A 14,174-nucleotide genomic window follows, 5' to 3' on the forward strand; every position below is an offset into this window, starting at 1 on the left:
AATAAGGTCTGATAATACCTGTACTTACCCGCAGGTAAAAATGAAGCCGCGCTCATGCCAAATCTTCCAGAGCGTTCGGGGCGGAGTTGAGAGGCCTTTTCCGGAAATGTCTGAAGCCAAGGATGGCTTCAGTCAAGCGCACATGGATGTGCTCGTAGCGGTTTCCGGAAAAGGCCTCTCAACTGCGCCTTCCACCAAGGTTTGTTGCATGGTAAGTAGCCAAAACATACAATGGCCGGCTTTCCAATTATCACAGGACTGTTGCATATGCAGCCGCTTGTAGGACTCATCATGGGCTCCAAATCCGACTGGCCCACCATGGAACACGCCGCCACCATGCTCGAAAAACTTGGCGTGCCCTATGAAACCAAAGTCGTCTCGGCCCATCGCACACCGGATCTGCTTTTTGACTACGCCAAAACGGCCGCAGACCGCGGTTTGAAAGTCATTATTGCGGGCGCCGGCGGCGCAGCGCACCTGCCGGGCATGGTTGCCTCACAAACCGCCCTGCCGGTCCTCGGTGTTCCTGTTCAGTCCAAAACCCTGAATGGTCTGGATTCATTGCTCTCCATCGTCCAGATGCCAGGCGGCATCGCTGTCGGCACCCTCGCTATTGGTAAAGCCGGTGCAACCAACGCTGGCCTGCTGGCAGCGCAGATTATTGGCACCTCAGACGACAGCGTACGCAAAGCGGTTGAGCAGTTCCGGGCCACACAGACCGAAACGATTCTGGACAATCCTGATCCTCGGGACCAGTAACAGGCAGGAGAACTCGAATGAGAATTGGTGTACTGGGCGCCGGCCAACTGGGAAGAATGCTGGCACTGGCCGGATACCCACTGGCCAAGACCTTTGTTTTCTATGACATGTCCGGCAGCCCCAGTGCCGGCCTTGGTGAAGTCATCATCGACCGCGAGGGCCAGTACCTGGATGATTTCCTCTCCCGGGTCGACCGTGTTACCTATGAGTTCGAACACCTGCCAGTAAACGTGGCCGAGAAAATTGCTGCTCACAAACCGGTTCACCCCTGCCCCCGGGCATTGCAGGTGTGTCAGAACCGGGAAGCGGAAAAGACTCTGTTCGGCGAGCTGGGCATCCCCACGCCAGAATGGAAAATTGCCGATAGCGCCGCCTCGTTGAAAGCCGCGGCCGAGGAACTTGGCTGCCCGGTGGTAGCGAAGTCCAACACCGAAGGATACGACGGCAAAGGCCAGGCCGTACTCAAATCGCCTGAGGACGCCGAGGCCGCCTGGACCTCCATCGGCCACCCCCGCCTTATCGTGGAAAAGTTCGTCGACTTCCACCGGGAAGTGTCGATTATCGCCGTTCGCGCTGAAGACGGTGAGCTGGCCTTCTACCCGATGGCGGAGAACACCCACCACGAGGGGATTCTGCGCTACTCCATTGCGCCTGCTCCGAAGCTCGAGAAGCACGTTCAGGAAGATGCGGAGCGGTACATCAAGGCACTACTGAACGAATTGGACTATGTCGGCGTATTAACGCTTGAGTTGTTCGAGACAACCGATGGCCTGGTCGCCAACGAGATGGCGCCGAGGGTTCACAACTCGGGGCACTGGACCATCGAAGGCGCGATGACCAGCCAGTTCGAGAATCATATTCGCGCTGTTAGCGGACACCCTCTTGGCAACGTTGCTCCACGTGGGTTGAGCTGCATGATCAATATCATCGGAGAGCACGGCGACATCGAGCGAATCCTCGAACTGCCCTACGCCCATGTTCATCTCTATAATAAGGGTGAACGACCGGGTCGGAAGCTGGGCCACGTAAACATTCTGGCCGACAGCTACGAAGAGCTCGTCTGGCGGGTGAAGAACTGCGCCCAGTTCCTGCCGGGCAGCCCAGAGTTTAAAAGTTCTTTAACACCAAAGGGTTGATCTGACTCAAATCGACCCTATATTGGGGTAACGAACATCAACATAAACAGAGAGACAGGGAGAACGACCTCATGGCATTTGAACTTCCCGCACTGCCCTACGAAAAGAACGCACTGGAACCGCACATCTCTCAGGAAACGCTCGAGTACCATTACGGCAAGCATCACAACACCTACGTCACCAAGCTCAATGGCCTGATCGAAGGTACGGACAACGCCAACAAATCGCTTGAAGACATCATCAAGAGTGCCAGCGGCCCGCTGTTCAACAACGCCGCACAGGTCTGGAACCACACCTTCTACTGGCACTGCCTGAGCCCGAACGGCGGTGGTGAACCCACCGGTGCTGCCAAGGAAGCGATCGAGAAGGCGTTCGGTTCTTTCGAAGATTTCAAGAAAGAATTCAATGATAAAGCAGCCAACAACTTCGGTTCTGGCTGGACCTGGCTGGTGAAAAAAGCGGACGGCACCGTTGCCATCGCAAATACCAGCAATGCTGAAACCCCGTTGACCGGTGCCGATAAGCCGGTACTGACCGTCGACGTCTGGGAGCACGCGTATTACATCGACTATCGCAACTCCCGCCCGAACTACCTGGAAGCTTTCTGGAACCTGGTGAACTGGGATTTCGTAAACGAAAACCTGGCCTGATCCCGGCCTCGCTTCCAGACACAGTCTAAAACGACTGTGATCAAGCGCCCGCCTCTGGCGGGCGTTTTTGTGTCTGCGATACCCAAGCAATTACAATTTGATACAAGCACACTCTGAAATCTTTGGAAAAATCGCCGATACTCCATGAAGATATCGCGAACCTGAACCATACTTGGAAACAACCATCAGGGTGAGCCCCCACGCACATCACCCAAAGTGCGACACCTTTGCCCTGAACCTTGCAGATCAGCGGCTCTGCAAAAACCGGAACAAGACAGGCTTGAATGCAAAACTCCTTCGAGGTTGAACATCGCCTGGGCTATCGAATCTTACGGTGGATTCTTGCGGTGGCCCTTGCCAGTGGCGTCGTTGTCAGTGCCATACAGGTCATCCTGGACGCCCAACGCGTGTCCAGAGGGCTGGATAGCGATGCCAAGCAAACCATCGCGATGGTGAAAGACGCAGCCACCCAGGCGGTGTTCAGCATCGACGCCGAACTCGCGCAACAAGTCGTGGACGGCCTCTTCGCCAAGGAAGCGGTCCACATGGCCCGCATCGTCCACCCTGACGGCGACCCACTGGGAGATCGCAGCCGTCCACTCCAGGAAACCGCTTTCCGCCCGGTCACCGATCCGATTTTCGACGCCGACCGGCTCTATCGGGAACCGCTTTTCCGCGAGGGTAATCCGGAAGACGTCTACGGCTTTCTTGACGTTCACTACGACACTGCAGCAGCGGCCCGCACCTGGTTGGACAGGGCGGCTGTCACTTTCGCTTCCGGCATGGCCACAGCTCTCATTCTCGGCATGGTGTTGTTCTATGTATTCCACCTGCTCCTGACGCGCCCCCTCCTCCGAATTGTCAATTCCGTGAGGCAGGTGGATCCTGCGCACCCGGATGACCGCCTGGTCACCACGCCATCCGGCCACCAGAGCGACGAACTTGGCCTCTGGGTCAACGCAACCAATAACCTCCTGGTGGCCATTGGTGACAGCCAGAAACGTCATCGCGAGGCGGAGGACCGGGTGAGCCGTCTCTCACGTTACGACCAGCTCACTGGCCTGCCCAGCCGGGATACCTTCATGGAGTTGCTGGTGCGGGATATTGAGGATGCCGCCAGGCGCAACGCCCAACTGTCGCTGATTGTCTGCGGCATCGACGATTTCAAATCGGTGAACGAGCAGTGCGGTTTCCGGTCCGGGGACCTTATTCTACAGACCGTTGCCGACCGCCTGACCAACAAACTGGACAATGCCCGCTTCACCATTGCACGCCTCGGCAGCGACCAGTTCGTGGTTGTCCAGAAAGGACTTCGGGACGGGTTTCAAGCAGCAGACACAGCTGAGCGAATCCTGGCCTGTGTCAATGAGCCCATGCTGGTCGAAGACCAGAACATCTCAATCAGCGCCACCCTGGGGGTTGCTCTTTACCCCTCCGACACCAGCAAGGCAGACCGACTGCTTCAGAGTGCCGAACAGACCATGACCCTGGCCAAGCAGAACGGTCACAACCACTTCCAGTTCTATGTCGCCAGCATTGACCAGGAAATCCGGGACCGGAAGCAACTGGAAAAGGATTTGTCCCAGGCTCTTGGTAATCACCAATTTCATCTGGTTTACCAGCCCCAGATTAATCTGGAGAGCAAACGGGTAATCGGGGCAGAGGCATTGTTACGTTGGGAGCACCCGACTCGTGGCACGGTTCCCCCCGACTTCTTTATCCCGGTGGCCGAAGCAAACGGCTCTATCGTGGAAATTGGCCAGTGGGTTCTGGACCAGGCTTGTTGGCAGGCAGCTCGCTGGGCCTCGGACGGCTCGCCGCTTCGTATTGCTGTTAATCTCTCGGCCGTTCAGCTGCGCCAGGAAAGCATTGTCGATGATATTCTCGATACCCTGCGACGACACAAGATACCGGCCGGGCGGCTGGAGCTGGAGGTAACAGAAACCAGCTTCATGACCAACCTGTCAGACGCCGTAGCCAAACTCCACAGACTCAACAAAGCGGGAATAAGCATCGCGGTGGACGACTTTGGAACCGGCTACTCGTCACTGACCTACCTCAAACAGATGCCGGTACAGCATCTGAAGATCGACAAACAGTTTATCCGCGATCTGCTGGTCAATGAGGAAGATACCCGAATCGCCAATACCATCATCGACCTTGGCAAGAGTCTGAACCTGTCAGTGGTTGCTGAAGGGGTGGAAACGGCAGAGCAGGAATATTACCTGAGCCAGCGTGGCTGCAAGCTCGCCCAGGGCTATTTCTTCAGCAAACCGTTGCCGCCGCGTGAATTTGAGACCTTCGTTAAAGGTTTTCACGAGCAGATCGTGGAAAATAACCTCTGAACCACTACCTCTAGGAGTTGCCATGGGAACCACTGTTATCGGCCTGATCGTTATCGCCGTCATTGTTTTCTATCTGGTCTTTATCTACAACCGCCTGGTTTCCCTGCGCAACCAGTTCAAAAACGGGTTTGCCCAGATTGATGTTCAACTGCAGCGTCGGCACGACCTTATTCCGAATCTTGTGGAAGCGGCAAAAGCCTATCTGACCCACGAAAAAAGCACCCTCACCCAGGTGATGGAAGCCCGCAACAATGCGGTCAGCGCCCAAAAAGACGCCGCCAAGGATCCCGGCGATGGAACCAAGATCCAACGCCTGGGCAGCGCCGAAAACCTGCTCACCAAGGCGCTCGCAAATTTCTACGCCGTGGCCGAGAACTATCCGGAGCTGAAGGCCAACGAAACCATTCAGCAACTGATGGAAGAACTCTCCAGCACCGAGAACCGGGTCGCCTTTGCCCGCCAGGCCTATAACGATGGCGTCATGAGCTACAACATTTTCCGGGAGCAGTTCCCGAATAATGTTATCGCCGGCATGTTTGCGTTCAAGGAAACGTCGCAACTGGAACTGGAATCACCGGAAGCCCGTCAGGCACCGAAAGTGGCCTTCTGAGGCCCTGAATCATGGCTCATCCCGGTTTCTTTCAGCGCCAGGCCCACGCCCGGCGCAACACCACTCTGCTGGTTTTTCTTTTCCTGACGGCGGTCGCGTTTATCACGCTTGCCGTCTGCCTTGTGGGTTATTTTGTAACCCGTAGTGAATCCTCCGGTCTTGCGTTCCACCACTGGCTGCTCTCCAATCATGGCCTGCTGACCGCCGTTACGGTTGTTTCCCTGATTGTTCTGGGTTCCCTGCTCCGCTGGGTTGATCTGGCGGGAGGTGGCGACCGGGTCGCCAAAATGGTTGGCGCCAGGCCCATTGACCCCGATACCCGCGACAGTGACGAGCGCAAACTGCGCAACATCGTTGAGGAAATGGCTATTGCCAGTGGTGTTTCGGTGCCGGAACTCTATGTGATGGATCAGGAAACCGGCATCAACGCTTTTGTGGCCGGCTATACGCCGGGCGAGGCTGTTATGGTCGTCACCCACGGTGCTATTACCCAATTATCGCGAGACGAACTCCAAGGGGTAGTCGCCCATGAATTCAGCCATATTTTCAACGGCGACATGCGGCTGAACGTTCGGCTCATTGCCCTGCTTGCCGGCATCCTGATGATCGGACAGATTGGCGGCTTTCTACTGCGCGCATCCTTCTACCGCGGCCACCGGGTGGGTCGATCACGGGACGGTCGGGCCCAGGCAGCCATGGGCATCATTGGTCTGGCCCTTTTTGTGATTGGCTATGTGGGCGTTTTCTTTGGCCGGCTGATACAGGCAGCGGTCTCCAGGCAACGCGAAATGCTGGCAGACGCATCCTCCGTGCAATTTACCCGCAATCCCGAAGGCATTGCCGGAGCGCTGTTCAAGATCGGAATGAAGGGCGGTTACCTGGACACAACCAGCCACGCCAGCGACATGAATCACATGTGCTTTGGCGAAAGTGCGCGGATGAAGTTCACCTCTTTGCTGGCATCCCACCCGCCCATAGATGAGCGAATCAATGCCATTCAGCCTGGCATGCTGGCCAGATTGCGAAGCCGGCTCAGGGATACCGAACCAGGCGCCGATCTCTACCGGGGAGGCTCTGGAGCACCAGAAGCGGGCGCGTCCGGGTTTAGTGGCGCGGCAACCGACATACTCGGGCCGGTTACCGGCAGGAGTGGCAGAACCTCACCGCTTGCGTCCAGCCCGGAAAAAACCATAAAACCGGCTCGGAAATTTTCAGATCAGGTCGGCACTATCAACCGGCAAAGCGAAGATTTCGCCCTGCGTTTTCTGGAACGCCTGCCAGCCACCTTCCGAAACCTGCTGTACACCCGGGCCGGGGCCACGCAGCTCTGCTATGCCATGCTGATCAGCGAGCTGCCGCGTCCACAGCAAACGGAACGGCTGAACCTGGTGCCGGCACATCCGGTATTGGGCAGCCAGCCGGATCTACTCGAGAAACTGCTGCCGGCACTGAAAACCATCGGCGATGGCGTCCGTTTCCCTGCCCTGGAGCTGGCCATGCCTGCCCTTCGCAAGCTGGACCCGGAAGAGCGGGAGTTGCTCATTACCAATGTCCAGAAACTTGTGGCGGCGGATAACCGGGTTACCCTGTTTGAACTCGCTCTGACAAGCTTCCTGTCACGCCACCTGGGCGACGAAGCAGCCAGAGTGGTACCGGTGCGCTATAAGAGCTACAAACCGGTCATGCCGGCCCTCCAGAGGCTCCTGAGCTTGATGGCAAGGGCTGGGTCTGAGTCCCAATCTGACGCCGAGAAGCTCTATCGGGAGGCCATGGCCGGCTTCATGAATGCGAAGGATGGAGTGGAGCCAGTTCTGGAAAAAGTCACCATGCGCCAGCTACGGGAAGCGTTGACCGCGTTGAACGGTCTTTCACCGCTGCTGAAACCGGCAATCATCGATGCCTGTGGGCACTGCATTACCCGCGACGGGAAAGTGGAAACCCGGGAGTACGAACTGATGCGGCTGGTGGCGGACCAGATGGATTGCCCGATGCCGCCACTGGCTGTCTGAGCGCTTACTTTACCCGGGTGCTGCCGTCTTCAAACAGCGCGTCCACTGTCGGACGCTGCTCTTCGGTGGGGATACCCAGCTTCTCCCGGATGTTCAGATTGACGTCCCAAAGCTGATTGAACTTGTCGGAAGTAGCCGCAACGGCCTCTTCCTTGCCCAGCATGATTTTGGGGCGCAGGAACACCAGCAGGTTGCGCTTCACCCGGCGCTCCGATTCGGAGGAGAACAGGCGACCAACGAACGGGATGTCACCCAGCAGGGGCACCTTGCTCCTGTTGACCTGGTAATCATCCCGGGTCAAACCGCCCAGCACGATGGTCTCACCGTCATCTGCAAGCACTGTGGTCTTGATTTCCCGCTTGTTGGTGACGATATCCGAGGCGTCCTCGATGCTGTCTGCCACGTTCTCTGTGGTCTGCTCCACCACCAGACGCACCAGGCCGTCGGCACTGATGGTCGGGGTAACCTTGAGGGTCAGACCGATATCGCGACGCTCGATGGTGGTGAATGGATTGGTGGTGCCGTCACCGACAACCGTCGACTGGCCAGTGCGGAACGGGACATTCTGGCCCACGATGATCTCCGATTCCTGGTTGTCCAGGGTGATGATGCTCGGCGTGGAAAGCAGGTTTGCCGCCGCCGAGGTGGAAAGCGCCTGCAGGAGAATCCCCCAACTGACACCATCCTCGTTACGCTGGCCGGCGCCGATGGTGATACCACCTGTTGCGGGGGTAATGGCGGATTCAGTCAGAATCGCGCTCAATACCTCACCCAGGCTGCGCCCCACGTTGCCGAAGTTGGTGCCGGCCACTGGTGAGGATTCACCAGACTCGTCACCGACGGCAACCTGGACGCCCAGATCCTGTCCCAGCTCGTCACTGATCTCGACAATCGCTGCCTCAATCATCACCTGGGCACGACGCACATCCAGCGCAGCCACAATCTGTTCGGCTTCCTGCATCAGGGACGGCTCGCCCCGAACCACCAAGGCGTTCAGCCCTTCATCGGCGAAGACCGCGAAATTGCTCTGCGGCCGTGAGCCTCCAGCAGAGCCCCCTGACCCTGAGCCTTCTTTGACCAGCTCGCCCATCACACCCTTGAGAATTTCAGTGAGATTCTTGGCATCGGCGTGCTTCAGCCGCAGCACCTTGGTAGCGCCACCGGTGGCTGACGGCTGATCCAACTGCCGGATCAGACCGCGCATCTTGTCCCGGAAGGTCTCATCACCCCGTAGAATCAGTCGGTTACTGCGCTCGTCCGCGGTAATGCTGTACTTTCTGGCGGCATTGTCACCACCGGCCCGACCCAGTTCATCCGGGGCCAATTCCTGCAGCAGAGTCACCATGTCGCCAACCCAGGCTTCCTGAAGCTGAATGACTTCCACTTCGTATTTGGACGGGCTATCCAGCTCCCGGACAATCTGCTCGATGCGCTGGATATTGGAAGAATGATCACTGATGATCAGGGCGTTGGCGGCGGCCACCCCGGCCAGATGGCCGTATTTCGCCACCAGGGGGCGCAGAATCGGCACCAGCTCCAGGGCGTTGGCGTTGTCGATCTGGATAACCCGCGTGATCAGCTGCTCGGAGGGGGTTTCGGGAAAGCGCTCCAGAATCTCTGCCGACTGTTTGGCATCAACCTGCTGCACCACCTTGATCACTTCTGCGCCCGGGATGGCGGTAAAACCGTGAACATTCAAGACCGCCAGGAACAGATCGTAAATTTCGTCCTTGTTCATGGGCGCGCTGGAGAGCACCGTTACCTTGCCCTTCACCCTGGGATCCACCACAAAACTGTACCCGGTAATGTCCGCGACCTGGGTCACGAACGCACGGATATCGGCGTCTTTCAGGTTCAGCCGCCATGTCTCGGCTTCCTGCCCATGCGCCATGGACATAAAGGGAAGGAGAAAAAGCAGGACAATGGCCCGCAAAACATTGATCTTGTGGTTATACATCTGGCGATTTCGTCCTGTTTCGATGAACCCGGTCAGCGCCACTGCTCGGGTATGGCATAACTGATGGTGAGGATGGATCCGTCACGCTCGATTTCTATCTCCAGCTGGGCCTGGCCGCGCCAGTTCTCAAGCAGGGCCTTATCCTGGCTGATATCGCCCAGCCGCTGACCGTTGATAGCCGTTATCACGTCCCCGGCCTGCAGGTTGACGGCGTTGAGCATGGCGTTAGAGCCGTCATACACGTAACCGGACATGCCGCTATTGTCCACCGGGCTCAACCCGAAAGGCGCCAGTGCGGCAATGCCCTGGCTGTCAATCTGTTCACGGGCGCTGGCCAGGAACTCATCCGGTGATGATTCTGCAGGCTCCTCGGTCACTTCTGCAACCAGTTCAGACGACTGTTCCTCGAAAGTCAGGGATTCGTATCGCCCACCCCGACGAATCAGAATACGCCCTGGTTCCACTTCCGCCAGCTCGGCATTGCCGGGTAGCATCTCCCCTACCCGGTAATATGCGGTTTCTCCATTGCTCCCAGCAACTATAGCACCGGAGTCCTCCGGGCGCTGTGCGACAAGTACCCCTTCCAGCCGGAGCCGAAGCCGGGTTTCCGGCGCCGAGCGGCGAACGGCTTCCGCCACTTCAGCCGGCCGCTCTGAACGCCCGAAAAAATCATACACTGCCATGGAGGTCGTCAGGCCGTTGGCCCCTGCCATATTGCCGGCGCCATCTGTGGCCAGCGCGCTGGGAACCGGCCTGTCGTCCCAGGCGAACAACCAGGTCATACGGGCGAGACTCACAGCCAGGTACACCACCAGCACCAGCAGCAACAGGTTCGCCAGGGTCCGCGATATCCGGCGCTGAGCCGGTGTACTCAAGAGCGCCATTATCGTGCCCCCGGTACGAGAGGCTGGCGTACCCGGAACACCACATCGCCGGCGCTGGCAGAATCCGGCCAGGGCTGGCCGGCCAGATCCACCATCCGCTTGTAGACACGCAGTTCCATCATTCCGTTCCACATTACCGTCGCATCCGCCGCCGGCCCCTGCCCGCCCTGCTCGGAAACGGTCAAGGCAACACCACCCTGAGTGGTGTCCATGGTCGCCTGCATGGGCGGAAATTCTGCCTGTCCCCGCTGATCACCCATTGGCCAGGTTACAAGGCCACCATCCCAGCGCCCAAGGCCTTCGGCCCGGGTAATCCGGTTGTCGGCCCAGGCCATCTCCAGCCGGTCAATAACCACTTCGCCTTCGATCATGGCGCCGCCGCTCTGGCGAATCAGGTCCTCAAACTCGGCCACCATGATCCGCCCATTGGCATCCAACTGAGCGCTGGCGGGCCAGCCGATCGTAACATTGCCGTTGAGCGAAGATTGTGATGATTCGACAGAAATTCTGGCGGGCCATTCGAGGTTGGTGACAGAAGGCATGTGAAGGCGCCAATCAACTCGCAGCGGAAACCCGGCCACGACGACTCCGGCCTCACCGTCCCAGAGTTTACCGGCGACCTGTCGTACCTGCACCTGAGGCGGCAAAGGCACCTGGGCAGAGGCCTGCTGCCAGACCCAACCGGCAGGTACCAGAAAGACCAGTGACAGCAGATAAACCAGAGCGCCCAGCAGCAGGAGTAAAAATACCTTGCCGGGGCGAAGAAAGGACTTGGGTTCAGCGTCACTCATTCAGCGTTGCACAGATAATGGACCGGAAGCCGAGTCTAGCAAACGCATGGGGCAAGTTCATGACAAAAAAACAAAAACCCCGCGTTAGCGTGAACCAACGCGGGGTTTTCAGGGGTGATCGGGCAGCGCCCCGAAGTGTGGAGCGCGCCTGGGATCAGGCCGGCATTACATCATGCCACCCATGCCTCCCATTCCGCCCATGCCACCCATGTCCGGCATACCACCGCCGGCAGACTCGTCCTGCGGCTCATCCGCAACCATCGCCTCGGTGGTGATGATCAGGGAAGCCACGGAAGCGGCCGCCTGCAGCGCGGAACGGGTGACCTTGGCAGGATCCAGGATACCCATTTCCAGCATGTCGCCGTAGGCTTCGGTAGCAGCGTTGTAGCCGAAGGAGCCTTCGCCTTCGCGAACCTTGGCAACCACTACAGAAGACTCACCGCCTGCGTTGTAAACGATCTGGCGCAGGGGAGCTTCCATGGCGCGGCGCAGGATGTTCACACCGGCTTTCTGCTCTTCGTTAATGGCATCGACCTTGTCCAGAGCCGCGATGGCACGGATCAGGGTAACGCCGCCGCCCGGCACAATGCCCTCTTCAACCGCAGCGCGGGTAGAGTGCAGCGCGTCTTCAACGCGGGCCTTCTTCTCTTTCATTTCCACTTCGGAACCGGCACCAACCTTGATAACGGCAACACCGCCAGCCAGCTTGGCAACACGCTCCTGCAGCTTTTCCTTGTCGTAGTCGGAAGAGCTGTCTTCGATCTGCTTGCGGATCTGCTCTACGCGAGCTTCGATGTCCGCCTGCGCACCAGCACCGCCGATGATGGTGGTGTTTTCCTTGGTGACGTTCACGCGCTTGGCAGTGCCCAGGTCATCCAGGGTAGTGTTCTCAAGAGTCAGGCCGACTTCTTCAGAGATTACTGTACCGCCGGACAGAATCGCGATGTCCTGCAGCATTTCCTTGCGACGGTCACCAAAGCCAGGTGCCTTCACGGCGTTGACTTTCACGATGCCACGCATGTTGTTCACTACCAGAGTCGCAAGCGCTTCGCCTTCGATATCTTCAGCGATGATCTGCAGCGGCTTGCCAGCCTTGGCAACAGACTCCAGCACCGGCAACAGTTCGCGGATGTTGGAGATCTTCTTGTCTACCAGCAGGATGTAAGGGTCTTCCAGCTCGGCAGACATGTTGTCCTGGTTGTTGATGAAGTACGGAGACAGGAAGCCACGGTCGAACTGCATACCTTCAACCACGTCCAGCTCGTCTTCCAGGCCACGGCCTTCCTCAACGGTGATGACGCCTTCCTTGCCAACCTTCTGCATCGCATCGGCGATGATCTTGCCGATGGTCTCGTCGCCGTTGGCAGAGATGGTGCCAACCTGGGCAATCATCTTGCTGTCGTCGCAGGGCTTGGCCATCTCGCGGATCGCCTTCACAGCTTCGGTCGTGGCCTTGTCGATGCCACGCTTCAGATCCATCGGGTTCATGCCGGCAGTAACAGCCTTCACGCCCTCGTTAACGATGGACTGAGCCAGAACGGTTGCAGTGGTGGTACCGTCACCAGCTGTGTCGTTGGCCTGGGATGCCACTTCTTTCACCATCTGGGCGCCCATGTTCTCGAACTTGTCAGACAGTTCGATTTCCTTGGCCACGGAAACACCATCTTTGGTGATGGTCGGCGCGCCGAAGGATTTTTCCAGAACCACGTTACGGCCTTTCGGGCCAAGGGTCACTCTAACCGCGTCTGCCAGAACGTTGACGCCCGCGACCATGCGCTTACGCGCGCTATCACCGAATTTAACGTCTTTTGCTGCCATGTCTTCTATTCCTGTTCGTTAAACCGAAGTCGTTGAATCAATCGGATTAATGAGAGTTCGTGCGATTCGCCTCAGCGATCACTCAAGCACGCCGTAGATGTCGCTCTCGCTCATGATGAGAAGCTCTTCGCCGTCGATCTTGACGGTGTTACCGGCGTACTGGCCGAAGACCACGGTGTCACCCACCTTGACCGCCAGTGAGCGGGTTTCGCCATTATCCAGGATGCGACCGTTACCAACGGCAATCACCTCGCCCTGGGAAGGCTTCTCTTTGGCGTTACCCGGCAGCACGATGCCACCCGCAGTTTTCTCTTCTTCTTCCTTACGGCGCACGACAACACGATCGTGTAGCGGACGAATTTTCATTGCTCGGTTTCTCCAATAGTCAGATTAATGTGGCAATGACATTGTTGATGTAGGTCGGACAGGCAACGCCTGGTCCGACAAATTGCCCGGCTGGATAACCAACTGTTTTCAGTGGAAATCAGCCCGCAGCGAACTTGTGGTTTCTATCTGGGGTAGCTGGTAGATGTTTTCAACACCCCGGAGAGAAAATTTTTTCACTTTTTTTCGATCCGGTCCCGATCGGATTCCGTCTCATCCTGGTACTCGCCTTCGATAATGTCGCCATTGCTGTCCCGATCAAAAGGCCGCTGCCGGCCGAACGGGTTCTCCCGGCCACCAAACGGATCCTGCCCGAACGGATTGGAACCGCCACCGGCGCGAAAATAGAAACTGCTGCCACGGCTTTGACCAGCAACGACCATGCGCTTGAGCGCCTGTGCTGCGAGCCAGTGGCGAGTGCCCGGGATCAGGCACAGAAACCCGACCGTGTCGGTAATAAAGCCAGGTGTCAGCAACAGTGCACCACCAATCGCAAGAATCAGCCCCTCGGCAACCTCCTTGGCCGGCAGTTCGCCACTGTTCAGTCGCTGATTGGCTTTCAAAAGCGTTGCCAACCCCTGCTGGCGAAGCAGCCACGCACCAATCACGGCGGTCAGCAGCACCAGCCCGATGGTATTGAGCACACCAATCATGCCGCCGACCTGGATCAGGACCGCCATCTCGGCGATGGGCATGACAATGAAGAGAAAAAGGAAAACGGACAAAGTGCCTCCATTGTTTCGGATCTTGTCGGGCTACGCTTCGCTAACCCAACAAGGATAAAACCCCACCATAGTCGTATTTGGTATACTCCGCGCACAAAAATAACCG

12 protein-coding genes are annotated in these 14,174 nt (G+C 57.8%); 6 read left to right on the forward strand and 6 right to left on the reverse strand.

Annotated elements, in window-relative coordinates:
- Positions 1–267: 267 nt before the first annotated feature.
- The 6 genes from purE (at position 268) to ACP86_RS01960 (ending at position 7,509) form a co-directional block, all read left to right on the forward strand.
- A complete protein-coding gene (gene purE / locus ACP86_RS01935) occupies positions 268–759 on the forward strand; it encodes a 5-(carboxyamino)imidazole ribonucleotide mutase (RefSeq protein WP_008171382.1) in 492 nt (163 codons plus the stop codon).
- A gap of 17 nt (positions 760–776) precedes the next feature.
- The gene (locus ACP86_RS01940; RefSeq protein ID WP_053112521.1) at positions 777–1,895 is read left to right on the forward strand and encodes a 5-(carboxyamino)imidazole ribonucleotide synthase; all 1,119 of its coding nucleotides are present in this window, start codon (positions 777–779) and stop codon (positions 1,893–1,895) included.
- 71 nt (positions 1,896–1,966) lie between these two features.
- Positions 1,967–2,545: a superoxide dismutase [Fe] gene (gene sodB, locus ACP86_RS01945; protein WP_008171376.1), complete on the forward strand. Its 579-nt coding sequence runs from the start codon at positions 1,967–1,969 to the stop codon at positions 2,543–2,545.
- Between the two features lie 284 nt (positions 2,546–2,829).
- On the forward strand, positions 2,830–4,890 hold the full coding sequence (locus ACP86_RS01950; protein ID WP_008171375.1) for a putative bifunctional diguanylate cyclase/phosphodiesterase: 2,061 nt from the start codon (positions 2,830–2,832) through the stop codon (positions 4,888–4,890).
- 22 nt (positions 4,891–4,912) lie between these two features.
- Positions 4,913–5,500: a LemA family protein gene (locus tag ACP86_RS01955; RefSeq protein ID WP_053112523.1), complete on the forward strand. Its 588-nt coding sequence runs from the start codon at positions 4,913–4,915 to the stop codon at positions 5,498–5,500.
- Positions 5,501–5,511: 11 nt separating this feature from the next.
- Positions 5,512–7,509 carry a M48 family metallopeptidase gene (locus ACP86_RS01960; protein WP_053112525.1) on the forward strand — a complete coding sequence of 666 codons (1,998 nt, stop codon included), beginning with the start codon at positions 5,512–5,514 and terminating at the stop codon, positions 7,507–7,509.
- 4 nt (positions 7,510–7,513) lie between these two features.
- Here the strand turns inward: ACP86_RS01960 and gspD are convergent, their stop codons facing one another.
- The 6 genes from gspD to ACP86_RS01990 all read right to left on the reverse strand — a co-directional run bounded on the left by gspD (position 7,514) and on the right by ACP86_RS01990 (position 14,068).
- Positions 7,514–9,466 carry a type II secretion system secretin GspD gene (gspD, locus tag ACP86_RS01965; RefSeq protein WP_053115439.1) on the reverse strand — a complete coding sequence of 651 codons (1,953 nt, stop codon included), beginning with the start codon at positions 9,464–9,466 and terminating at the stop codon, positions 7,514–7,516.
- 32 nt (positions 9,467–9,498) lie between these two features.
- On the reverse strand, positions 9,499–10,350 hold the full coding sequence (locus ACP86_RS01970; protein WP_053112527.1) for a type II secretion system protein N: 852 nt from the start codon (positions 10,348–10,350) through the stop codon (positions 9,499–9,501).
- Positions 10,350–11,141 carry a type II secretion system protein N gene (gene gspN, locus ACP86_RS01975; RefSeq protein WP_053112529.1) on the reverse strand — a complete coding sequence of 264 codons (792 nt, stop codon included), beginning with the start codon at positions 11,139–11,141 and terminating at the stop codon, positions 10,350–10,352. The genes ACP86_RS01970 and gspN overlap by 1 nt, the downstream gene beginning before the upstream one ends.
- Positions 11,142–11,306: 165 nt before the next feature.
- Complete coding sequence (gene groL / locus ACP86_RS01980; protein WP_053112530.1) at positions 11,307–12,959, reverse strand: chaperonin GroEL; 1,653 nt, start codon at positions 12,957–12,959, stop codon at positions 11,307–11,309.
- Between the two features lie 78 nt (positions 12,960–13,037).
- On the reverse strand, positions 13,038–13,325 hold the full coding sequence (gene groES, locus ACP86_RS01985) for a co-chaperone GroES (RefSeq protein WP_053112533.1): 288 nt from the start codon (positions 13,323–13,325) through the stop codon (positions 13,038–13,040).
- 194 nt (positions 13,326–13,519) lie between these two features.
- Entirely contained in the window at positions 13,520–14,068 is a 549-nt protein-coding gene (locus ACP86_RS01990) for an FxsA family protein (RefSeq protein ID WP_053112535.1), read from the reverse strand.
- Positions 14,069–14,174 lie beyond the last annotated feature (106 nt).

Source organism: Marinobacter sp. CP1, from assembly GCF_001266795.1.
In the GTDB taxonomy this organism is placed as follows: Bacteria; Pseudomonadota; Gammaproteobacteria; order Pseudomonadales; family Oleiphilaceae; genus Marinobacter; species Marinobacter flavimaris.

Bases quoted from the DNA above. Each gene is read 5' to 3' on its own strand.
- purE (WP_008171382.1), top strand. From the start codon at position 268: ATGCAGCCGCTTGTAGGACTCATCATGGGCTCCAAATCCGACTGGCCC.
- ACP86_RS01940 (WP_053112521.1), top strand. From the start codon at position 777: ATGAGAATTGGTGTACTGGGCGCCGGCCAACTGGGAAGAATGCTGGCA.
- sodB (WP_008171376.1), top strand. From the start codon at position 1,967: ATGGCATTTGAACTTCCCGCACTGCCCTACGAAAAGAACGCACTGGAA.
- ACP86_RS01950 (WP_008171375.1), top strand. From the start codon at position 2,830: ATGCAAAACTCCTTCGAGGTTGAACATCGCCTGGGCTATCGAATCTTA.
- ACP86_RS01955 (WP_053112523.1), top strand. From the start codon at position 4,913: ATGGGAACCACTGTTATCGGCCTGATCGTTATCGCCGTCATTGTTTTC.
- ACP86_RS01960 (WP_053112525.1), top strand. From the start codon at position 5,512: ATGGCTCATCCCGGTTTCTTTCAGCGCCAGGCCCACGCCCGGCGCAAC.
- gspD (WP_053115439.1), bottom strand. From the start codon at position 9,466: ATGTATAACCACAAGATCAATGTTTTGCGGGCCATTGTCCTGCTTTTT.
- ACP86_RS01970 (WP_053112527.1), bottom strand. From the start codon at position 10,350: ATGGCGCTCTTGAGTACACCGGCTCAGCGCCGGATATCGCGGACCCTG.
- gspN (WP_053112529.1), bottom strand. From the start codon at position 11,141: ATGAGTGACGCTGAACCCAAGTCCTTTCTTCGCCCCGGCAAGGTATTT.
- groL (WP_053112530.1), bottom strand. From the start codon at position 12,959: ATGGCAGCAAAAGACGTTAAATTCGGTGATAGCGCGCGTAAGCGCATG.
- groES (WP_053112533.1), bottom strand. From the start codon at position 13,325: ATGAAAATTCGTCCGCTACACGATCGTGTTGTCGTGCGCCGTAAGGAA.